Raw genomic sequence first — 22358 nt, 5'->3', positions numbered from 1 at the left:
CATTCGCATGACTTACGACGTTCCCCCTTAGATCGTCTCATCCGAATGGTCCACAGATAGCTCGATAAAGAAAAGACCATCCCCGTGGTCGAAACAGACCTATCTCGTAGTCCAGATGTTCGCTCTGGTGTAGAAGTAATCTGAGACTCCCCGGTCTCAGACCATAGAAAAAAGACCTTGGTCCCCGCCAAGGTCTTTTTTCTATGGTCATGTATTAAATCGTAGCAAGTAACTTCATTTTTTGCCAACGGCTGACGTACGCGCGTTTCGTAAAGACGTCATAGTGATTATCCCGCGCTGCATCAAGAATACCGCGGTATAGGAAGGCAGCAGCTTTTAGAGCACACCGACTCTCACGTGGATATCGTTCAAACGATGGAATCGCCGCGTCATATAGATGCTCTGCTCGAAGGGCAACTTCTTCCCAGAGACCGATGAAGTCTCCTGAAGGACGACCAGCGAGTAACGACTCCGCTGTGACACCGTATGTCTCCATCCATGAATGGGGCAAGTAGATGCGGCCGCGTTTTGCATCTTCACCGACATCGCGCAAAATGTTCGTCAGTTGCATCGCGATTCCAAGATCGATAGCTGATTTACGGAGATCAGGCTGTTGCGGTGCAAGGATGGGTAACAGCATCAAACCGACAGTACTCGCTACGTAGTAGCTGTATTGCTCTGTCTCCTCAAGCGTTTGATAACGATTTTTCTCGATATCCCAACGCATCCCTTCTGCGAGCTCAAGAAATGGTGTCTCATCCATTTCATAACGTTCAAATACATCTGCTAAAGCAATCCATAACGGTTTATCTAGTACTTCGCCATCACGGAATCGTTTGAATTCATTCAAGAAAGCCATTAAGCTCTCTTTTGGTGTCTCTGATTCATCGACGGTATCATCGAGGAATCGGCAAAATGTATAGATGGCATAAACAGCTTGTCGATCTGCTTTTGGTAAGAGTGAGAAGGCTTTATAGAACGTTTTAGATCCGGACTGAATGACTTCCTCACATTTGATATACGCGTTCTGGATCGTCACTGAATTCATGTTTCCACCCCATCTCTTGTTCCATTCGGTTTACGAGTATCGTTGCGCCCATCATGACGACTGGTACTCCTCCACACGGATGCACCGATGCACCGACGGCATATAATCGATCGATATCCGGATACGGTTTTGCCTGTGTCTTTAAGGCAGCGGATTGGCGAATCGTCGGCGCAATCCCAAAACTCCCTCCCTGATACAATCCAAAGGTCTGTGCATCATTCGGTGTACGAATCTTCATTTCTTGTATCTTTTCCCGGAATCCCGGATGATGATGCTCGATTTTTTCAAGTACGGTCTCAACGAACTCTACTTTTTCATAATCTTCTACACCATAGCCACGTGGAGAAGGAATTAATGAATAGACGACGCTATCGTCCGTTCCTGTCAAACTACGGTCAATCTGACTTGGATGGAACAGATAGACTGCCGGATGTTCAGGTAATCGTCCCTTTTTAAAGATATTCGTCATGAGCGGTTCCAAGTCGTTTGGCATCAAAAAGCGATGCACTGGTAAATCGACTTTCCCTTTCATTTTGAAATACAGCAGTAGCGTACCGCCTGAAGGCGTATAGGTTTTAGGTTGTTTACCTTCCACAAGACGTTCCATCAATGGAAACTCTCCATTTAGTACGATTTGATCGAAGGCTTCATGTGTTCCATCTTGTAAGATGATTTCTTTCGCCTGTCCTTGGTCGACAACGATTCGTTCAACGGGTGCCTCGAAGACAAATCGGACACCACGTTCGACTAATGTGTCATACATGCGTTCAGCAAGCGAGAAATAGCCACCTTTTACATACCAGACACCTTCTGCTTGTTCCCGGTACGGAATCAAACCGTAAATCGATGGTGTTGTATAAGGATTTCCGCCGATATAAAATGTCGGGAAACTGTATGCCATGCGCAAATATTTACTCTTGAAGTATCGCTTCAAATGGTCATGTGCAGTTTCTAGAGCATGCATCTGTAATAATGGACGCATCATGTCTGGGTGCAACAACTCTGTCTTTCGACGATAACCACGTTCTAAAAATTTCGATACACTCGTCTCATAATCCTTTTCTTTTTGATGCATGAATTCATAAAATCCACGCCCTTCACCGAATTGACGTTCGATTGCGATCGCTTGATCCACGACATCGGCTACTTTCGTGACGACGGTACCGTCGTCGAAGTGAAGGTCATACAATGGATCGACCCGTTCAAGTTCTACTCCCGTCACGCCGGCTTCTGCCAACTGCTCTTTTAACTTGCCTGGCATCAGGACGATCGTCGGACCTTCATCGATGCGGCCACCTGATTCAAAATCGACGGATCGTAATCGACCACCGACATGCGCTTCTTTTTCAAAAATCGTAATCTCGACTCCGGGATGTCTTGCTGTCAGCAAAAGCGCTGCATGCAGTGTACCGACACCGGCTCCTACGAATCCTATCTTCATGTCCGCACCCCTTCTTTTTTGAGCACAAGTTCTGCCGTGATACGCGCGGATTCGAAGATCGTTGGTAATCCGCTACCTGGATGTGTGCCACCTCCGACGAGATACAGATGATCGAGCTCTTCAAATTGATTATGCGGTCGGAAATACATCATCTGCGTCAACTGATGACCGAGATTGAACGTCGCGCCTTGATGGATCCCCATCGCTTCCCAGTCGTCTGGCGTGAACATCTCTTCGACTTCGATTGCTGCTTCAATCCCTTGATACGGCGAACGCGTTTCAAGGGCGTCAAGAACACGACGACGTAGTTTCGGTCCTTCGATCGACCAATCAAGTTCAGAGTAATTGTTCGGTACCGGCACTAGTACATACATAGCAGACTTGCCTTCAGGTGCTAGCGTTGGATCAATCACGGATGGATTTTGGACATAGAATGAAAAGTCATCAGATAGCTCAAGCGTCTGTGTCATCTCACGAACGTTTTTCTCATAGTCCTCCGCAAAATAAATCGTGTGGTGTGGTGCATCAAACGTCCGGTTGACACCAAGATATAACATGAACGTCGAACATGAGAATTTTTTACGGTCAATTTTTGGTCGGGACCATTTTTTCAAAACCCCTTCCGGCACCAAATGATTCATCGCATGTGCGAAATCGGCACCGATGATGACTTCATCGAATAACTCATGTTGACCTGACTCAAGGATGACTCCTTCGACAGTTTTCCCGTTCAAGATCAACTGCTTGATGCCTGTACCTAATTGAACTGTTCCACCGAGTTCTTCAATCGCGCGTTGCATCGCAAGCGGCACCTGATGCATCCCACCAATCGGATGATGGACACCGTAAGCATGTTCCATGTAGGACAAGATTGAAAAGCCACCTGGACATTCCCAAGCTGACATGCCTAAATATTTGGCTTGGAACGTAAACGCATACTTTAGTTCTTCACTCGTGAAATAGTCGGATAAGACATCATAAAGGGATCGCCCAAGTGAAAGACGCGGAAGTGCTGTTAAGACACGCGGTGATAAGTAGTCTGTTAATCGGTCATGACGTGTCTGGAGAATGGGCATCAACTTACCGAGTTTTAGCGCCTGCTCTGCCATGAATCGATCATATCCCTCTCCGTTTCCCGGAAAGTGCTGTTCAATCGTCTCTTTCATCCGGTCCCGGTCCGTCGTCATCGTGAATTGCTCTGTTCCACCTTTAAAATAAAGCGTGTACATCGGATCAAGCGCTTTAAGATTCAGATAATCTTCTAATCGTAGACCGGCTTCATGAAAAACGTTTTCTAGAATGTGCGGCATATTGAGGAATGTTGGTCCTCGATCAAACGTATAGTCATCTATCTTGACGGCAGAAGTACGCCCGCCGACCTGCGTTTGTTTTTCATAGACGGTGACATCTATTCCTTTTCCCGCTAATAATAAGGCACATGCAAGTCCCCCTGGTCCTGCTCCTATCACTGCTACGCGTCGCTTCACCCAAATCTCTCCTTTTATCTCTCATCGTTTCAACTATTATACTAAGCACATAGTAAGAGCGACAAATTTAAACTGTCTTCCAACTGTAAAAACGCCAGACTTCGCTTAGGAAGTGGCGTTTGCAGTCACGATATACCAGGCACCTTCTTTTAAGAATGGTGTGATCGAAATGTTTTCAAACCCAGCTTTCGATAAATCCTCTTTCAGTTCTTCTTTGCTTGGTAATGGATACAGATTCTCATGCAACGTCATGAAAGCATTAAATGCTGCCGAGAACGGCGCACCATGCGAACTGTCACGAAGTGGTGTTACCAGAATGACTGTCCCGTCATCTTTAACGAAACGGCGAACGCCTTCTAGAAGCGCAAGACGTTCCGGTTGTGGGAAGTAATATAAAATATTATTCATCATGACTCCGTCATAGGTCTCTTTGACATCGAATGTCTTAATGTCTCCGACGACAAAGTCAATTTCTCCGCTTGTATCTCGTCGTTTTGCTTCTGCAATGACCGATTCTTCGATATCGATTCCAGCGAGTCGCAAATCAGGCAACGCCTCATGGATTTTGCGGAGATATCCGCCATAGGCACAGCCGATATCAAGAAGTGATGTCAGATTGCGACTACGAATGATATGACGTACGGCTGGAAAAGCGACGGTCTCAACAAGTGCCGACGTTTCGGCAACGATGTCGCCGTGTTCTTCACCATTGAAAACTTTCTGTTGACCTTCTTCTAGAAACTGTGGATAAGAGAATAATGCGGGTAAATGTAACTCCATCATTTCCGATAACATGAATCCGATACTGCGATCGTCTGATTGAGAAAGTTCCGGCAATACATGACGCGTCGCTGTGTAACGTAAATCTTTTTTCTTTAAGTGACCAACAGCTACGCCGACCTCGAACCAGCGGGATAACGCTTCCTGTGTCAGCGGACGTTGCATCCGCAGTTGAGCCTCTGCTTGCGTCGCTCCCGTTTGAAGAGCATCAAATAAACCATATTTATAACCGATGTATCCATGCCAAAGTGGTAACACCGGTTCTGCGCGTTTCATCCATTTCCGTGCCCGGAAGACTTTCGTCCATTCCTTCAACTGTGCCACAAGCGTTCCCCTCTCTACTGTGTAATACATCCCTTTTCCCAAATAACAACCACTTGTAAACAAAAATTACTAGCGGACACGACAAAAAGAGTCCTTTCAACCTGTGAGGTCGAAAAGGACTCTTTGATTTCGCATGCACTTAAAAGAACTTCATACCGTATGGGAGCGAATACCCAAGGAATACTGTGACAAGAACGAGCACGATGAATCCGATGACGAAACCGGAATAGGCTTTACCCTTTTTGACACGAACGAGTGTCAATTCTCCGAAGATGAGCGTCAGAAGACCTGCTGTGATCTTCGCATGATATAAGCCTTCCTTGTTAGGAATTTCAATGTACAGATAAAGACCTGTCGCGAACGTCAATAAAAGCAGAAGACGGAACGCCATATGAATGCCTTTTGCGGCTTTTTTATTGTTCTTGTACATCGAAAACGCAACGAAGAACGTGACCAACAAAAGTACCCAAAGTAAGACGTGTGTGTGAACAAATGCTGTGATTGGCATTTCATTTCCTCCTTTCTTTTCCTATCTCATCTCTCATCGTATCTGATTTCCGTACGAACACCTAGTGTTATTTTGTTGCTATATGGTTTTTTCAGGAGATTGTCACATGTGTGGACTGGACGAGTGGAAATTTGACGGTGAAGAGACTTCCTTCCCTTACGACCGATTCCACGTGAATTTCTCCACCATGACCGGTTACGATTTCCTTACAGATGGCTAGACCAAGACCCGTACCACCGATTTTGCGACTGTCCGAATTGTCGACGCGATAGAATTTTTCAAAGAGACGACTGAGCGATTGTTCCGGAATCCCGATTCCCTCATCCCGGACTTGAAGAATGACTTGATCAAGCGATGTCGTCAGTACAACATCAATCGCACCACCAGATGGTGAATATTTCACTGCATTATTCAATAAATTATTGAGTAACTGCCTGATTTTTTCTTCATCTGCTTCAATGACAGGCAATTGATCTCCTTCATGACGGAACGTAATCCGATGGGCTTGTGTCGAAGCGGCATAAAATTGTGTCGTTTCTTCAGCAATCGCATGAACGTTCACGGATGCTTTCTTATAGGATTGTGTGCCCGACTCCATGCGCTGGACATCTAAGAAATCATTGACGAGATTCGCAAGACGTTCCGTTTCGGAATGGATCGTCCGCAAATACCGATCTTGGCGCGATTCTTCAATATCTCGGTTGAGCATGAGCTCTGTAAAGCCGTAAATCGAAGAGAGCGGCGTCCGAAGTTCATGAGACACGGTCGAAACGAGCTCTGATTTCAAACGGTCCATTTCAGTCTCTTTCGTCACATCACGCATGACAAGCATCGTTCCTTTATGCACCTGATGAATCTGAATCACCTCGACATAAAATTGAATGAATACCGTCTCATTTCGAATCGAGAATTGTAGACTATCCGTCGGTAATTCTCCACGGAGAACTGAATCGACATATCTGCTGAAGACTTCAGGTTCATCGACGACAGATCGAATGACTTCAAGACATGTTTGAAGCGTTTCTTGCTCCGTGTGAACACCATATCGTAATTCCGGGAAAAGATCGTATAACGGTCGATTGACGAAGACCTCTTCTTTTCCTGGCTCGAGATAGATGACGGCCTCTCGAATCGAATCGAGAATTCGCTCCGTCTTCGCTTTTTCTTTCGTCATCTCGTCAAATAAACGCATTCGCAAGAGCGATAGTGACAGTTGACGAGAGAAGGACATGACGTCTCGCATCTGTTCATTCGTGAACTGATCGCGGTAACGGACAAGGTAAATATACGCGATGATATCATCTGCCGTTGGATCGAGAATCGGCACAGCCGTTTCATACATATAGTACGGATACGGTAATGGATGATTGCTCGCGACTTGTTTAGAAGAATGAACTGGGGTCTTCAGCGATTCTGCTCGTTTCAACAGTGACGCATCATTTTGAAGCAACTGTTCTGCCAGTTCATCCGTCATCCCGTAAGTGACGACAGAATAACTATCTTCCTCATCCACGAACACCAATGCACCGATCTCCGAATCCGTGATCGTGACGAGCTTCTCGATGATTTCGGGATAAGCGGTCAATGACTCACGTGCCGCAAGTGTCTCGGTTAAATCATTCCGGTACTGGAGATGCTGTTCATTTCGCATCGTCAGCTCCAATGCTTCTTCAAGCTCTTGCTGTTGTGCTTGCAATTCTTCTTGCTGAGCTTGCAGTTCTTCCTGCTGCGCCTGCAACTCTTCATTTTTTGCTAATAGGTGCTGTTTGTTTTCAGAAATCGAACTCGCCATCTGGTTGAATGATAACGCCAGAATACCAATTTCATCTTTACGATTTGGTACTTTGACGCTCGAGACATCCTCACCATTCGCAAGCCGTTGACTGTTTTTGACGAGAGACAATAATCCTATCGTGATCCGGCGGATGAAGGGGTAGATGAAGAAGATCAAGACGGCAATCAAGACGACGATATTCGCTAACCAAATCAGTTGTGTCGTTCGGATTTCCCGTTCTAATTGATTACTTGTCCGTTGTGCCCAATCTTCCAAAAATTCACGATAGCCACCGAGTGCTAATTCACTTTTATTAATCTCTGATAATACATCGATGTTTCCTTGACTATCTAACTGGATTTGACCTTCAGCTAACAACTTTTGACCGAGTGGTAGTTCAGCAAGCGTCGTTCCTTTTAAGAAAGATTCCGTGACATCTCCTGATTCTTTCGCTTTGACATAGGATTGAACAAGCGGCAAGATGGCATCGAAATAATAACCATATAATTCTCTCGAGGACTTGGCGAATGCCTTTCCTTGATCATAGATCGCATTTTTTTCGAACCATTCTGTCTGCTGATCAATCTTATCTTGTTGGGCCATGACCTGATTATATAAATCCGCATTTCCCATCAAGGCATATCCGCGCATGTTGAACTGGACATCTTGCCACTCTTCCCATAAGGCACCTGCGCGTGCACTTCGATCACGGATGTCTTCTAACTTCGCCCGGGTCGCCTGCAGTTTCGTGTCGGTGTAGTTGTAGACGATCAATGATGAAATCATCAATGTAGCTAATACGACATAAAAGGAAGCCATGAGTTGGCGTCCGATTTTTCGATTAATCCACTTTGTAATCACTCAGTATTCCTCCTACTACATCAATCAACTTTAGAGGACTAAAAGGTTTTGAGAAGAAATAGTTCGCACCGATTTCTTCCGCGCGTTCCCGGTCGGATTGTTGACTTTTAGCCGTCAGCATCATGATTTTTAAATGTTGCTTATCCGGATGTTGTCTGACTTTTTCGATGACTTCAATTCCTGTCATTCCAGGCATCATGTAATCGAGTAGAACAAGATCGTATTCAGCGTTCATGATTTTTTGATACGCTTCGTCCCCGTCCGTCGCTTCATCGATCGTATACCCTTCATCTTCCAGTGTATCAAGTACCAACATTCGTAAGACATCTTCGTCTTCTGCTAATAAAATACGTGCCATCTATTAAAACCTCCCAAAATTATCCATCATTAAAGTGACATATCTTCTTTATTTTACACAGTTCCTTCACAATAAGAAACGGAAATCACTTCATACGCTGATTTTGTTCCTTTATTCCTCATCCCTCTTTCGACCTATACTAAAACCTCCCTTGTCTCCACCAGAAGTAGGAGGACAAGGGAGGTCTCAATCGTAAGATGAACCGATTAAACTAAATCAATCGTTTCTCCTAAAGCAAAAGCATAGATGGCTTTCCGCGAGATTCGAATATGAAGAATGGCTTCTAACGCTTCTTGATACAGGTTCAGCTGAGTCGCATATCGTTCTCGTAACATATCAGCAGGTGTCTGTCCGACTTCCGTCGTAACAATTTGATCCGATTTATAATCGAGCAAGATATACGACTCTCCATCTTGAATCAAGCAGTCGACGATTCCTTGCATGACAGCATCGTCTGAAGGACCCGTCCAGTCTTTCCGGAAACGTGCCGCCTCGATTTTATACGTAAACGGCAACTCTCGATAGACATGATTCGTCCGTAGTCGTTCATCGAACAATCGCCCGATCTCGGAATCGAGGAATCCTTGTAATTGTGCTGTTGCTTCTCGCATCGTCGTTGCTTCGATGGGCGTAATCCGTTCCGTCGCTTCCCATTGATCGATCTGTTGCGTAAGCGCTATATCCGGTTCATATAATTGCATCGCTAAGTGTAAGACCGTTCCTCGTTCCGCTCCACTGAGTACGGGTCCGAGAAATTGTGGTGTTCGATAATAGGTCGTTTGACGATACGTTGTTTCAAAGGCTGCGCGCTCGAGTTGTTCCGCACGCTTCAGTTCCGTGACGGTCTGTTTCGCTGCCGTCTCTGTCGCGAGTAGATGCGGATACTGATACGAAAACGCCGACTCGACAATTTCTTTGACGTGTGAATTGACCGGGACGTCGATTTTTTCAAGCTGCTGGACGTGCTCAAGTTGCTCCACAAGCGTTGAAATCTCTTGGTACGGTGCTAATTCCTCCAACGACATCGCGCGAATCGACCAGTTCGTCTCATCCGGACGCAGTAAGCTGCTGCGCAAGACTGCCGGGACGACCCATTCCGCATAACTTTTCGCTTGGCGCCGATCATTTTCCGGTAACAGGACTTCATCGGGTGGTGTCATCTGCCAAGTCGCCATTTGATCTTCTAAATCCTTGACTGTTCCAACGAGAATCAGCTTTTCTTTTGCCCGGGTCATCGCGACATACAGAACCCGCATCTCTTCCGCCTTCATTTCTCGATCCATTTCCCGGCGGATGACTTCTTTCAGCAACGTTCCGGATCGCAAACGACGGATTGGATCGATTGCATCCAGAGCAATACCATACGTCTTATGCAACTGGATCGCTTGCATCTGATCCTGTTTATTGAATTGCTTCGTCAATTGGCTGACAATCGTCACTGGGAACTCGAGTCCTTTTGACTGGTGAATCGTCATGATGCGGACAACATCTTCGTCTTCACCGAGTGAACGAGCTTCCGCGAAGTCTTCTCCTCGTTCGATCAACCGATTAATTAGACGGAGAAAACGATACAACCCACGATAGCCGGACGTCTCATATTGCTTCGCCCGCTCATATAAGGCATTCAAGTTAGCTTGACGACTTCTGCCTCCGGCGAGACAGCCGACATACTCAAAATAGCCGGTCTGATCAAACAACGACCGAATGAAGGTTGGAAGCGCACTCCCACGCGCCTCGGTTCGCCATGCTTGAATCTGACGGATGATCTCATCGATTCGAATACCGAGTTCCGACTCCTCTGACGCCATCGCAAGTGCCGCCTCATAAAAGCTTCCTTCTTTTTGTTTTGCTCGAATCCGTCCCAAATCGCGATCCGCCACACTGAAAATCGGCGATCGTAACAGACTCGCGAGCGGGATGTCTTGAAGCGGATTATCGATCGTCTTAAGCAACGCCATCATGATTTGAATTTCCGTCGCTTGGAAATATCCACCCGTCGTATCCGCATAAACTGGAATCTCATACTGTTCAAGTACCTCGACAAGTGCTTGGACACGCTTACCACGCGACCGTGCTAAGACGACGATATCGCGGTATTCACAAGTTCGGAATCGGTTCGCTTTCGCATCATAGATCAGATGTGGATGTTTGGAGTCGACGAGTTCTAGAATCCGCGTCGCAATCGCTCGTGCTTCAACCTCTTCCTTTTCACTATCTAGCGGATCGATTAAAAGTAATTCAGGTGCGACTTGCTCCGATTCGAGATAACTCAGATTACCGAGTCGAAGATGGGCGGCTTCATCGTAATCAATTTCTCCAACCGTCTCATCCATGACTTGTCGAAAGATTTGATTCGTTCCATCCAGCACCTCAAGACGACTTCGGAAGTTTTTCGTTAAATCGATCCGTGTTCCGACGTCCGTCTGCTGGAATCGTTTGAATTTTTCTAGGAACAATCCTGGTTCAGCATGACGAAATTTATAGATGGATTGTTTGACATCTCCGACCATGAATAAATTCCCTGTCGCCTCATCCGTTTTTGAGACCAGTTGGATGATGCGTTCCTGTACTTCATTCGTATCTTGGTATTCGTCAACGAGTACCTCAACGAAGCGCTCCTTCAGAAGCTTTGCTACGTCTGACGGTTGTCCTTCATCCGTCAAGATCTCTAATGCAAAATGTTCAAGATCTGAAAAATCAACGATTCCTCGTTGTTGTTTCGCTTCGAGATAATCATTTGCGAATTGACGCACGAGTGTGACGATCGTCTCTACGTGTCGTAACTGGGATCGTAAATCCTCCAAGTAATCGACACCTGTTTTTTGAACGAACAGTTCCTTCATCTTTTTAAACTCTGCAACAAGACGTGTTCGCTCTGTCTGGAACGGTTTGATTCCTTCATCCCCACGCGGACTTTTCCAGCGACCGAACTCCACTGCTTGAAAGGCAAACGCAACCATCGACCATCGCCGCGCTGACGTTTCAAGTACTCCAAACGGAGCCATATCCTGTCGCATCATCTGTCCCATTTCCGTATATCCGGACTGTTCCAATTCAAACGCTAGTTCTCGGTAACGTCCCAACAGATTCGACAATGTCTCCCATTCCAGTTCGACCAATCGTTGCATAAGTGGCGAATCGTCCGGGTCAATCGGCTGATCGTACTGACTGATCAAATGCGCGTAAAACGCTTCTGGGTCAGGTAAGGATCGAGAAAAACGGTAGAGATTCGAAATCAGCGACAGCATCGCTTGATCATCCCGGTCCGATGTATAACTATCAATCAAATCATAGAATCCCGGATCCTCAGAAGCATAGAACGTCTCGAAGACTGCTTCTAAGACATCGTCTTGCAGTAATAACAATTCAGATTCGTCAGCTATCCGAAATGCCGGATCCAAACCGATCCGGTAATAATTCTCGCGTAGAATCGATAGACAAAATGAATGGATCGTCGTGATTTGGGCCCGGTTCATCAGTTGACGCTGCTTTTTTAGATACAAATCATCCGGCGCCTCTTTGATACGCTGATCCATGACCTCGATGACCCGCGTCTTCATCTCACGCGCTGCCGCATTCGTAAAGGTGGCAACTAGTATACGATCCGCTGACAGCTCATCTTCGGGATCGATCAAACGTTGCGTCAGTCGCTCGACAAGGACAGCGGTCTTTCCTGATCCAGCAGCTGCTGAAACTAAGATATGTCCTCCTCTCGCTGAAATAGCTTGTTGTTGTTCTTCTGTCCAACGCACACTCATTCTTCTTCCTCCTTCAACCGTTCCAGCACTTCTTTTTCAGACATCGGTTTTAATGGGCGATACTGATTCCCAAGTGACTCATCGAATTGACAGACCGATCGGTATTCGCAGAAGCTGCAAGGTGTCCGTTCCTGATAATCAAATGGATTGATGGCGATATCTCCATCATAAATATCCTGGCTGCTGTCTTTTAACGCCTCCCATGCATGGTCCATCAGCGCCGATAAATCCTCCTCCTGCACGACACCTTTCGTCTGTGTCTTATGGAGTCCGTTTTTCGTGAATGTCACTTTGACGAGTGGTGATTTTTTTCGTTCATCGTACGCAATATGATCCATAGCCCGCAGTACTTCATCATTCTCGAGAATGACGCCCTGCATTTGATAGGACTCGAGCAATAGTCGATTACGTTCTGCTTCATCAGCAGATAAATCGCCTCGTAACATCGGATTCTTGACATGGAAATAAAGCGCACCCGCAGGTTTTGCCTGCTGTTGATAGAGCAATTCCGACTGTTCCACGACTGTCTTCAAATACAGCAACATCTGAATGGCGAGCCCATAATAGATTTCCGCAAAATCCAGTCCCCGCGCACTTGATTTGTAGTCAATGATGCGAACGTATAACTGATCCCCGATCGTCGCCTGATCAATCCGGTCGATCCGACCCGTGAATTCGATTTCCGTTCCATCTGGTAACGTAAAGCGTAATGGTGGGAAGGTCGCGTTCCCAAAACTGATTTCAAATAAATCCGGTTCAAAATCCGTTCGTTTCGCCTGCTCAACGAGCATTTTCGCAGTCTGTTCCACAACATCGGTTAATTTTTTCTTGATATAACCGAACCGACTCGAACTCATCAAAATCGCGTTCTGAATTTCCGGTGTCACTTTCTCGACAGCTTCCTTCGCAAGTGTTCCACATGTCTCGCCGTCAAGCTCTCGCCACTGACGTCCAGAAGCTTTAATACTGAGCGATAGATCATTTAATGCGCCGTGGAACAGATTTCCGATGTCCGGTGCTTCGAATTTATAAAGCTTTCGCTCGCGCAAACGAAGCCCATACCGAGCAAAATGCTTATACGAGCAGGCGTTATAGGTCTCAAAACGCGAAACGCTCGCTTGCAGTGAATCACCATATAGACGATGCGCCAACCCTTCCGGTAACGCTTCCGCTTGATTTTGATAGAACAAGGCACTCGAGAATAACCCCATCCGTTCACGTCCCCGTCCGTTTTCGAGAAGCGTATTGTACACCTCGAACCAAATCGGCTGAATCGGATAACGTCGTTGAAGACGCCGAAGTTCAATCGCTGTCGCTGCTGCCGCACGCTCTGGACTCGTCACGAAATCAAGTTGTTCTTGCGGTGCGTGTTCCCCAGCTTCCGCAAAGTGCGTCTTAATCGGACGATCGAGCAACAGTTGTCGTTTTAATTGTTTTGTGATCGCTGCCGGCTGAAGCGCCTTTCCTTCTTCATCGACAAGTGCGTAACTAACATACAAGGCTTCACTTGGAGCCATCATCCCTTGATACAGGTAAAACAGCTCATCATCAAACACATCAAGAGATGCTTTTCCAACCGGAATACCATGTTCATGTAAGAAGTCATGATCATTTTCGGACAGTAACTTTGATTGATCTTGAACGAACGGAATCAGACCATCATTCGCTCCGAGTAAAAAGACGACTTTTACTCGTTGTAATCGTCCACGGACATAGTCCGTCGCGATGACTTGATCGAGCGATGGCGGAACAAGCGCAAAACGAAGGCTCTCAAGTCCTGTCTCGACCATCTGGACGAACAAATCCGTTGATAAGGTATGCTCAGGCGCAGCAGCTTCTAGCTGCTCGAATAGATGAAGTATCGCTTCATATACTTGATCATGCTCGCGCGCAACAAGTAATTGATCCTGCTCTAGTGCTTGCTTACGCCATTCCATTAAACGTTCTGCAATTTTTTGTTCTTCAAGGAATTGATACAGACCTTTCGTATACGCGCTCATCGTCTTCGCCTGTTTCAGCCGGCGGTGCAACGGTTCAATCAAGTCGACGACGAATGTTCGTAAATGGTTCAGTTCTTCTTCTTGCGCAAGCTCCTCTTCCGTTAAGCGAACTTCCTCTGCTAGGCGCCGCTTTAATTGCCACGGTTGTTGCCACATCGACCCTTTGATGCCGCGTTCGAGCACGAAGGTCTCAAAACGATCGAGCGCTAGACGCGCATCTTCCGCGGGAATCGGCAAGAGCTCCGTCTTCAGCAAACGAAAGACCGTTTCTTCCCGATAACCCGACGTTACGATGTCCAAAGCAGATTGAATCAAGTCAACGAGTGGATGATGAACCATCGACTCACGTTGATCCAAGAAATATGGAACATCATACATGTGGAAGGCTCGTTCCAAGTGATCCGCATACGGCTCAAGATGTCGCACGACGAATGCCATCTCATGAAACCGATACCCTTTTTGTCGAACGAGTTGAATCACTTTCCGCACGGCTGATTCTGCTTCAACTTGACGGTTAACTGCAGCTGTCATCTGAAAGCCCTCAATGTCATGATCGACAGGAGGATATCCCGGCTTCAACAAGGCCTGCTCCAAATGTCGTAGTCCTTCTGATTGAAACTTGATTGGTTGATCATACAAAATTTCTTCATATGGAATCGACAGTTCCTGCATCTGACCGATCAATTGCATGTAGCACCGCTGAGACACACCAAAAGAAGTTTGTTTCGCATAAGGATCCGTTGCGTCCATTGTAAAACTAATATGCATTTCAGCCACTTGTTGCATCAAGGCGAGTAAAACTTGTTGTTCCTGGAGCGAAAATTCATAAAATCCGTCGACGATGATCGTCGCTTGATCCAGTCGCGCTTTGGGAAGCAATTCGAGCAACGTCGTATAGTAATCGTCTGCATGGAGTGCTTTATCGACAATTCGTTCCGTAAAGCGATCATAAATCAACGCAAGATCGTTTAATTTCGATGACCGTTCGAGAGAGCGATCACTCACTTGACGCAACATGTCTGGCTCAATCAACGAACGTTTAAACGACGCAATGAGCTCATCAAGTCCTTGGAAAAATCCAGGCATGTTTTTAGTTCGTTTAAAAATCTTCAGTTCGTCTTCTGATTCCTCAACGACCTGTCGCAGTAATAGCTGTGTCCCCGTCTCATCAAGAAATGGAATCGTTTGATTCCCGTAATCGCGTAAGATATGAAACGCAAAGCGCCGTAGACTCATGACCTCAAGACGAACAAGACCTGCTATCCGTTCATCTGTCGCAATCCGCCGCTCCATTTCAAATGACATCTGATCTGGAACGATGAAATACATCTTCTCCCCTAGTGGTCGTTGCTCGAGTTCTTGTACGACGCGCTCGATCAATTGTGTCGTTTTTCCACTCCCGGCACGACCAATATGCATATGGTTCATCAAGAAAACCTCCTCCTCGTTTTTTTCTTTACTATTATTATCTCACAAACAAGAACAAATGTACTGTTTTTGGCGCATGTCTTCTACGTATAAATTTGCTATAATCAGGACACATCCTATGTAAGGCAGGTGATACTTCTTGTCACTTTACGAAACCATCGGAGGCGAGCATATACTCACATCCTTGGTTCGCTCGTTCTATCATCAAGTCTACCATGATTCACTGTTGCGACCGTTATTCCCTGAAGATCGGCAACGTGTCGAACAGGCACAACTCGTCTTCTTGACCCAATTGACAGGGGGACCGCGCGACCCGGATCAACCGCCGGCGAGTTTAGCGATGATTCACCGGTTATTACCGATTCAAAAAGAACATGCCATCCGTTGGTTGGAACTGATGGAAGTAGCTGCTCTTGATACAATTCCAAATGACGAAGCACGACTTCAACTACTCGAGCGATTACGAATTGGCGCGATGAATGTACTACGCGTTTGTGAAGCACACCAGATGGACTGAGGGATTTTTCTTTCTCATCTGTCCATTTCCATGTAAAATAATAAATGGAGGCGATAAAACATGACGGAAGAACAAGAACAACGACCTGAACTCGTAAAGAATGCGATCGAGCAAGCCGAAGCATCGACGAACGAGGATGACACGCTCGAGGAAGAGAAAACCGAAGAACAAAAAAAATTGGATCACATCAAAGGTCTCGTAACCCTTGAACGTGGATCTGATTACTATCGTGTCGTTTTTTATGACGACCATAAACACTTGATTTTCAAGGAACTCGATTACGACCGTGTCGACTTCGTAGGTCGTTTCTACAATGATAGCTTTGATCCGACAAACTTGACGGAACTAGAAGAAATCGCAGACAAAGCACTCTCGACTTCTTTACGAAAACGATTCTTATAATGCATGAAATAAGCCGTCCTCCGATTGGAGAACGGCTTATTTTTATTGATCAGATTGTTTTTTCTTCCGACGAAGGACGTAAGCAAGAACGCCACCTGCGACAGCGATCCCTGTTGCCGCCAAGATCGGTAATAAGACTTTTTTGTTGGATGCTAGTTTTTGTTTGACTTGCTCAAGGCGGGACTCATTCGTCTCTTTCAAGGCGATGGATGTCCGACGGTTCATCGTGACGTGTTTCGCAGCATCCGTCACGACGATGCGTTTTGTGACCCAACGGCGATTTCCAGCATCATCGACGACCAATTGTCGCGCCCGTTTAATTCCTTTGATTCGTTTACCCGGTGTATTTTCCGGACGCACGATGCGGGAACTGATAAAGCGTCTGCCTCCAGTCGCACCAAATCCAGGCTGTAATTTTCGGCGATTTAACCATTCGTATGATTCATTCATCGTGTCGCGGTAAAAGTTACCGCTTCACCTCCCTATGATTTCTCTCTCTACTGTTTCTCCTTACGTAAGTAAGATTCCTGTTATGTGTTTCCACTTTTCACCGATTCTTAAACTCCGGCAACTGAAAACGACGCTGCATTTCATAAGCCAGTTCCAGTGTTTTAATCCGTTGTCGTTCAATGCTGTATGCGGATGCATCCGTATCGATACATTGACCTGTCTGAAATTCGACTTGTACTTTACCGGATTTTTTCTGAACAGTCTTCATCTGTTTAAAATTAATCCAAATACATTCCGCCTTTTCTTTTGCGGTCGTCGGAAAGAAAATCGTTTGTGCTTGCCAATCCACTAAAACAGGGGTCTTTCGGTTCGGACCAAGAATATGCCGTGCTGCTTCGATTCTTCCACGCATGGACGAACCAAAATACAAACAGGATTCTTCAATCAGCTTAATGGGATGACCATCTAAAATACTTTCAGAATGTTCCTTGATGACGAGTGTCTGCGGTTCACCGTATTGACCGTATCGCGGGATCAAGGCTAACGTTTCTTCCGTGATTGGGTATGACATCTCCTTCGCTCCCTTCCTGGATTATATTGGTTATATCAAACTTCCTTTTGCCTTGCATGAACGGAACGATTATTTCCTAACGAAAAAAACGAGATCCAAAGATCCCGTTTTTAAAATTCTTTTGGTTTTTTTTCCTCTTGCTCAATAAAATGACGTGGGAAATTAAAAATCACACAAACTTTTCCAACTCCATTTCCCGCAGAACGGTTTTCGATTGCGACCGTTCCATCATGACGCTCAACGATCCGTTTGACGATATAGAGACCAAGCCCAAACTTTCCTTCCTTGCCACGTGAGAATTGATGGAACAGTGGCGAGGAGCCGTCAAGCGGTGGTCCGTCATTTTCGATTTCGATATGCACCTGATCCGCTGTTCCGGACAATCGGATATCGATTCGTGTTTCGGCATAACGAATCGCATTGTCCATGACATTTTCGAGCGCAACACGTAACTGCTCTCCTTCACCAAGAACGATTCCCGCTTCTCCACTAACATGCCATTCAAGTGACTTCGTCCCAGAAAAGCGATTTTTCAACAGATGCACCATCCGGTCGATGTCAACATTGTCCCACGTTGAACGATCGAGCTCGAAATAGTCGAGCTTCGTGACATAAAGTAGAGCTGCGACTTTTTTCTCCAACCGCTCCGCTTCTTCATCAATGACGGATACGGATCCGGTCAAATCACCATCCGGATAAATCCCGTCTGAGATGGATTGAGCATAACTTCGGATGACCATGATCGGTGTCTTCAAATCATGGGAGATGTTTTGAAGTAATGATTTTTGTGCCTTATCTTGTTTTTCAAGATCCATCCGCATCGCATCAACGGATCGTGCGAGTCGTCCGATTTCATCCCCGCGATCAAGTGGAAGTGGTGTATCCCATTTCTGAGCCGCGATCTTCCCGACCGCTCCCTCGATTTCGACGAGTGGTTGTGTCAACCGTCGCGCTAACCAAAAGGCAATGAATAGCGTAAAGATACTTCCAATGATGACGACGAATCCGATTTTCGAGAATAACTGCGTAATCAGTTCTTGTCGATACGCATCCCAAACATAGGAGACACGATAGTACGTTTCACCACTATCCTCGATTTTTCGAATACTGTAGTATACATCTTCTTTATCAAGACGCGTTGTATACTTTGCCGTAACTGTTTTTTGATCAATTGCATCACGGTACATCTGATTGATCAGTTGTTGCGGTGCCCCACCGTAATAAAGTTTTCCGTTCTTAGATAGCAATAGGATATTAACTGATCGAGATTCTTGTTTCCGACGATCGAATTCAATCGGATTATCTTGTAGCATCTCGATGACAGAGGCATCCTTCGAGAAGAAGACCTCACTATTCTCAAGCGTCGAATAGACCTGTTCATCGATGAAATTTCCGATCGATGAGCGGATGACAAGGAGAATGACTGCAGATAATGTGACGATGACGAGCAGAAACATCGCCCAAATCTGAAATCCGAGACTACGATTTTTCATGCAGACACCAAGCGATAGCCAATACCATAGATTGTTTCGAGTTCCAGTTTCGTTAATTTCTTACGGACACGACGGACAAGATCATCGACGACGCGATCCGATCCGAAATAATCGTCACCCCAGACACTGACGAGAATCTGCTCGCGAGACATCGGCGTCCCGATTTGTGTCGCAAATAAAATCAGTAGATCGTACTCTTTTGAGGTTAGATCAATTTCTTGACCGTTCTCCTCGATAATTCGTTTCTCAGGATAAATCATATAATCGCCGTATTGAATGACGCTACTTTTCGGTGTCGCATACGTACGTGCTAAGATTTTTTTGACACGAATGACCAGTTCGCGCGGAAGGAACGGCTTCGCAATATAATCGTCCGATCCCATCTCAAGACCAATGATCTTATCGATATCCTCATCACGCGCCGAGATGAAAATGACGGGTGTCGTTTCATCATGTGCCTTAATTCGCTTAATCAATTGAAAACCATCCATATCCGGTAGCATGATATCTAAAACCCACAAATCTGGCTTCTCTACGATCGCAGAAGCAGCTGCCTCACCAGATGTAAACGATTTAACCTGCCAACCTTCTTGTTCCAAGTACTTTACGAGTACACGATTCAAGTTCACTTCATCATCAACCAAATAGATTGTATGCATAGCTCTCACTCCTCGACTAATGTGCTTTGTTTCAGTGTATCAAAGGAATTCCGCAAAATTATGGGAGAGTGGATAATAATTCAAAAAAACCTTTCTTTTCAAAAGAAAAGAAAGGCGAAGTCATAAATTTTCTATTATTTGACGAGACGGAGCGCTGGATACGCTACTTGCTCGTTCTTTGAAGTCGCAGGTGCCACCTGTTGACGTCGTTCCATTTTCACGACGTGCGTCAAAAATCCAACGCCGCCTCCTAGCAATACTGTTACACCCGTCATTAATAGAATCTCCATTTTCTTCGCCACCTTTTCCCTCGCAATTGATAATCAGTATCATCCTCAAACTGACTATAGCATGCTCAAACGAAAATGAGAAGCGTTCTCACAAAATTAATCATCTAAAAACTTTTTTTGTTCTAGTTCATGACGTTTTCGAATGATTTCCTTCCAATCGAATTGTCCTTGTTCGAGTCCATTGATTAAAATTTCGGCAGTTCCGACATTCGTTGCGAGCGGCAGATCGTACACATCGCATAATCGAATGAGTGCGGAGACGTCCGGTTCATGCGGTTGCGCCGTTAGCGGATCGCGTAAAAAAATCACGATATCGATATTTCCTTGAGCCACGAGTGCTCCGATTTCTTGATCACCGCCGAGTGGTCCAGATTTACAGCGATGGACATGTAAATCTGTCGCTTCCATGATCCGTTGCCCGGTCGTTCCTGTCGCATACAATGTATTTTTTTTGAAGAATGCAGCATAAGCTCGTGTAAACCCCATCATCTCATCTTTTTTTTCATCATGTGCGATCAATGCGATATTCATTCGTATCCCCTCCTTCTTGTCTATGCACAGAAAAAGAACTTCAGAAACCTGAAGTTCTTGAAACACTCATGAATTCGTCGGTTGTTTCTTCAATACGGTCCGTAAAATCTTTCCGGTCGTATTACGAGGTAATTGATCGATGAACTCAATCTGTGTCGGACATTTATATTTTGCGAGTGATGTAGCACAGAACGCCTGTGTTTCCTCTTCTGTCATCGTCTCACGGACAACGACGAATGCTTTGACAGCTTCGCCCATCTCCTCGTCCGGTATGCCGATAACAGCGGCTTCAATGATATTTGGATGCTGATAGAGCACTTCTTCGACCTCACGTGGGTAGACGTTATAGCCACCGACGATGATCATATCTTTTTTGCGATCGACGATATAGAAATAACCATCTTCATCACGACGAGCCAAATCACCCGTATATAACCAGCCATCGCGTAACGTCGCTTGCGACTCTTCTGGCATCTTGTAATAACCCGTCATGACGTTTGGTCCACGAACAATCAATTCTCCGACCTGACCATCTGGTAATTCCTGTCCGAGTTCATCGACAACTTTGTTTTCAACATCGACGATCGATGTACCGATCGAGCCTGGTTTCTGAACACCATCGACCGGATTGAAACAAGTGACAGGCGATGCTTCCGATAAACCGTATCCTTCGAGGATATGACACTGGAATGTCTGATCAAACGCTTCAAGGAGTGGTACTGGAAGACTCGCTCCTCCTGATACGAATAGACGGGTTGACTCAAAATAGGTCGCGTATTCCGGATGGGCCTTCACGGTTTGGAGTAAGAAATTATACATCGTTGGCACGCCTGCAAAAATCGTCACCTGTTCTTTTTTCGATAATTCAAACGTCTCTTGTGGTGAAAAACGTGAAGCAATGATGATTGAGGCTCCATGTGCGAGCGAAGCATTGATCACGACTGTCAAACAAAAGACATGGAACATTGGTAATACGGCAAGTGTCCGGTCTTTACTTGATACGTGTAGATAATCTCCGATCGAGCGCGCATTCGACGTCAGATTACGATGCGATAACATCGCACCTTTTGGTTTTCCTGTCGTCCCACTCGTATAGAGAATGACGGCGATGTCATCCAGTTCATTCGTCACGTCTGTCAATGGATGTTCGATTTCGAGCCAGCGATCGAGCGTGATGAACGTCACTTGTTGATGTGTTTCGTTTGGTCCTTCTTGATCCGCATAGGGAACAGAGACGACAATCCTGAGGTTCGGTAAATGAACGAGACGATCTTTTGCAGCTTCAACAAGCGGAGCAATGCCTAAAATCCCCTTCACATCACCGTTCATCAGGATATACCCGATCTCATCCGGTGTATATGTAGGGTTGATTGGAATCGCGATTGCCCCTTGTTTCATGATGGCGTAATATGCCACTAGGAATGCTGGGCTATTCCCTAAGATCAGCGCGACATGATCGCCTTTTCGGATTCCGTTCGCTTCAAGCGCACCGGCTGCCCGGTGAAACTTCTCGACGAACTCACGATAGCTGACTTGCGTGTCCTCAAACACATACGCGGTTGAGTCCGGATGTGTTCGAGCGGTTTCTTCGACGGATTGAATCAATCCAAGCATGAGCAAAATTCCCCTTTCGAATGAATGACTATTCATTTTTTACATAAAAAAAATCCATACGTAG

The 22358-nt window shown here is 45.8% G+C and carries 18 protein-coding genes; 2 read left to right on the top strand and 16 right to left on the bottom strand.

Translation table 11 applies throughout. The annotated features are described in order from the left end of the window. Positions 1–214 precede the first annotated feature (214 nt). The 9 genes from MKY22_RS04140 to addB form a co-directional block, all read right to left on the bottom strand. Complete coding sequence (locus tag MKY22_RS04140; RefSeq protein WP_341086862.1) at positions 215–1048, bottom strand: phytoene/squalene synthase family protein; 834 nt, start codon at positions 1046–1048, stop codon at positions 215–217. Further along, complete coding sequence (locus tag MKY22_RS04135) at positions 1008–2489, bottom strand: phytoene desaturase family protein (protein ID WP_341086861.1); 1482 nt, start codon at positions 2487–2489, stop codon at positions 1008–1010. Before MKY22_RS04135 ends, MKY22_RS04140 begins: the two co-directional genes overlap by 41 nt. Next, complete coding sequence (locus tag MKY22_RS04130; RefSeq protein WP_341086860.1) at positions 2486–3976, bottom strand: phytoene desaturase family protein; 1491 nt, start codon at positions 3974–3976, stop codon at positions 2486–2488. The genes MKY22_RS04135 and MKY22_RS04130 overlap by 4 nt, the downstream gene beginning before the upstream one ends. Positions 3977–4081: 105 nt before the next feature. Then, positions 4082–5080, bottom strand: a complete 999-nt coding sequence (locus MKY22_RS04125) for a class I SAM-dependent methyltransferase (RefSeq protein WP_290779742.1) — start codon at positions 5078–5080, stop codon at positions 4082–4084. 139 nt (positions 5081–5219) lie between these two features. Next, positions 5220–5588, bottom strand: coding sequence for a DUF1516 family protein (locus MKY22_RS04120; RefSeq protein WP_290779740.1), 369 nt, complete (start codon positions 5586–5588; stop codon positions 5220–5222). A gap of 91 nt (positions 5589–5679) precedes the next feature. Next, on the bottom strand, positions 5680–8223 hold the full coding sequence (locus tag MKY22_RS04115; protein WP_341086857.1) for a HAMP domain-containing sensor histidine kinase: 2544 nt from the start codon (positions 8221–8223) through the stop codon (positions 5680–5682). Next, complete coding sequence (locus tag MKY22_RS04110) at positions 8204–8581, bottom strand: response regulator (protein ID WP_341086856.1); 378 nt, start codon at positions 8579–8581, stop codon at positions 8204–8206. The genes MKY22_RS04115 and MKY22_RS04110 overlap by 20 nt, the downstream gene beginning before the upstream one ends. Before the next feature lie 206 nt (positions 8582–8787). Further along, on the bottom strand, positions 8788–12339 hold the full coding sequence (gene addA, locus MKY22_RS04105; RefSeq protein ID WP_341086854.1) for a helicase-exonuclease AddAB subunit AddA: 3552 nt from the start codon (positions 12337–12339) through the stop codon (positions 8788–8790). Beyond that, positions 12336–15767, bottom strand: coding sequence for a helicase-exonuclease AddAB subunit AddB (gene addB, locus MKY22_RS04100; protein WP_341086852.1), 3432 nt, complete (start codon positions 15765–15767; stop codon positions 12336–12338). The genes addA and addB overlap by 4 nt, the downstream gene beginning before the upstream one ends. Before the next feature lie 139 nt (positions 15768–15906). On the opposite strand from addB, the gene MKY22_RS04095 reads away from it, so the two are divergent. Together MKY22_RS04095 and MKY22_RS04090 are read left to right on the top strand one after the other, a co-directional pair. Further along, positions 15907–16284, top strand: a complete 378-nt coding sequence (locus MKY22_RS04095; RefSeq protein ID WP_341086850.1) for a truncated hemoglobin — start codon at positions 15907–15909, stop codon at positions 16282–16284. A 60-nt stretch (positions 16285–16344) separates the two neighbouring features. Then, complete coding sequence (locus MKY22_RS04090; protein ID WP_341086848.1) at positions 16345–16686, top strand: hypothetical protein; 342 nt, start codon at positions 16345–16347, stop codon at positions 16684–16686. Between the two features lie 42 nt (positions 16687–16728). Here the strand turns inward: MKY22_RS04090 and MKY22_RS04085 are convergent, their stop codons facing one another. The 7 genes from MKY22_RS04085 to MKY22_RS04055 form a co-directional block, all read right to left on the bottom strand. Further along, positions 16729–17136: a hypothetical protein gene (locus MKY22_RS04085; protein ID WP_023467385.1), complete on the bottom strand. Its 408-nt coding sequence runs from the start codon at positions 17134–17136 to the stop codon at positions 16729–16731. Positions 17137–17233: 97 nt separating this feature from the next. Continuing rightward, positions 17234–17707 carry a competence protein ComK gene (locus MKY22_RS04080; RefSeq protein WP_029340962.1) on the bottom strand — a complete coding sequence of 158 codons (474 nt, stop codon included), beginning with the start codon at positions 17705–17707 and terminating at the stop codon, positions 17234–17236. 110 nt (positions 17708–17817) lie between these two features. Beyond that, the gene (locus tag MKY22_RS04075) at positions 17818–19200 is read right to left on the bottom strand and encodes a HAMP domain-containing sensor histidine kinase (protein WP_341086843.1); all 1383 of its coding nucleotides are present in this window, start codon (positions 19198–19200) and stop codon (positions 17818–17820) included. Continuing rightward, positions 19197–19859, bottom strand: a complete 663-nt coding sequence (locus tag MKY22_RS04070) for a response regulator transcription factor (RefSeq protein WP_341086842.1) — start codon at positions 19857–19859, stop codon at positions 19197–19199. Before MKY22_RS04070 ends, MKY22_RS04075 begins: the two co-directional genes overlap by 4 nt. Positions 19860–19993: 134 nt before the next feature. Continuing rightward, entirely contained in the window at positions 19994–20149 is a 156-nt protein-coding gene (locus MKY22_RS04065) for a hypothetical protein (protein ID WP_197026224.1), read from the bottom strand. Between the two features lie 96 nt (positions 20150–20245). Then, positions 20246–20680, bottom strand: coding sequence for a methylglyoxal synthase (mgsA, locus tag MKY22_RS04060; RefSeq protein ID WP_341086838.1), 435 nt, complete (start codon positions 20678–20680; stop codon positions 20246–20248). Positions 20681–20746: 66 nt separating this feature from the next. Further along, positions 20747–22294 carry a fatty acid--CoA ligase family protein gene (locus MKY22_RS04055; protein WP_341086835.1) on the bottom strand — a complete coding sequence of 516 codons (1548 nt, stop codon included), beginning with the start codon at positions 22292–22294 and terminating at the stop codon, positions 20747–20749. Positions 22295–22358 lie beyond the last annotated feature (64 nt).

The organism is Exiguobacterium sp. FSL W8-0210 (genome assembly GCF_038006045.1).
Taxonomy (GTDB): Bacteria; Bacillota; Bacilli; order Exiguobacteriales; family Exiguobacteriaceae; genus Exiguobacterium_A.
This window is presented reverse-complemented; position numbering and strand designations above follow the sequence as displayed.

Coding starts and splice junctions, on each gene's coding strand:
- MKY22_RS04090 (WP_341086848.1), top strand. CDS start 16,345: ATGACGGAAGAACAAGAACAACGACCTGAACTCGTAAAGAATGCGATC.
- MKY22_RS04120 (WP_290779740.1), bottom strand. CDS start 5,588: ATGCCAATCACAGCATTTGTTCACACACACGTCTTACTTTGGGTACTT.
- MKY22_RS04140 (WP_341086862.1), bottom strand. CDS start 1,048: ATGAATTCAGTGACGATCCAGAACGCGTATATCAAATGTGAGGAAGTC.
- MKY22_RS04110 (WP_341086856.1), bottom strand. CDS start 8,581: ATGGCACGTATTTTATTAGCAGAAGACGAAGATGTCTTACGAATGTTG.
- mgsA (WP_341086838.1), bottom strand. CDS start 20,680: ATGAATATCGCATTGATCGCACATGATGAAAAAAAAGATGAGATGATG.
- MKY22_RS04135 (WP_341086861.1), bottom strand. CDS start 2,489: ATGAAGATAGGATTCGTAGGAGCCGGTGTCGGTACACTGCATGCAGCG.
- MKY22_RS04075 (WP_341086843.1), bottom strand. CDS start 19,200: ATGAAAAATCGTAGTCTCGGATTTCAGATTTGGGCGATGTTTCTGCTC.
- MKY22_RS04085 (WP_023467385.1), bottom strand. CDS start 17,136: ATGAATGAATCATACGAATGGTTAAATCGCCGAAAATTACAGCCTGGA.
- MKY22_RS04080 (WP_029340962.1), bottom strand. CDS start 17,707: ATGTCATACCCAATCACGGAAGAAACGTTAGCCTTGATCCCGCGATAC.
- addA (WP_341086854.1), bottom strand. CDS start 12,339: ATGAGTGTGCGTTGGACAGAAGAACAACAACAAGCTATTTCAGCGAGA.
- MKY22_RS04065 (WP_197026224.1), bottom strand. CDS start 20,149: ATGGAGATTCTATTAATGACGGGTGTAACAGTATTGCTAGGAGGCGGC.
- MKY22_RS04070 (WP_341086842.1), bottom strand. CDS start 19,859: ATGCATACAATCTATTTGGTTGATGATGAAGTGAACTTGAATCGTGTA.
- addB (WP_341086852.1), bottom strand. CDS start 15,767: ATGAACCATATGCATATTGGTCGTGCCGGGAGTGGAAAAACGACACAA.
- MKY22_RS04055 (WP_341086835.1), bottom strand. CDS start 22,294: ATGCTTGGATTGATTCAATCCGTCGAAGAAACCGCTCGAACACATCCG.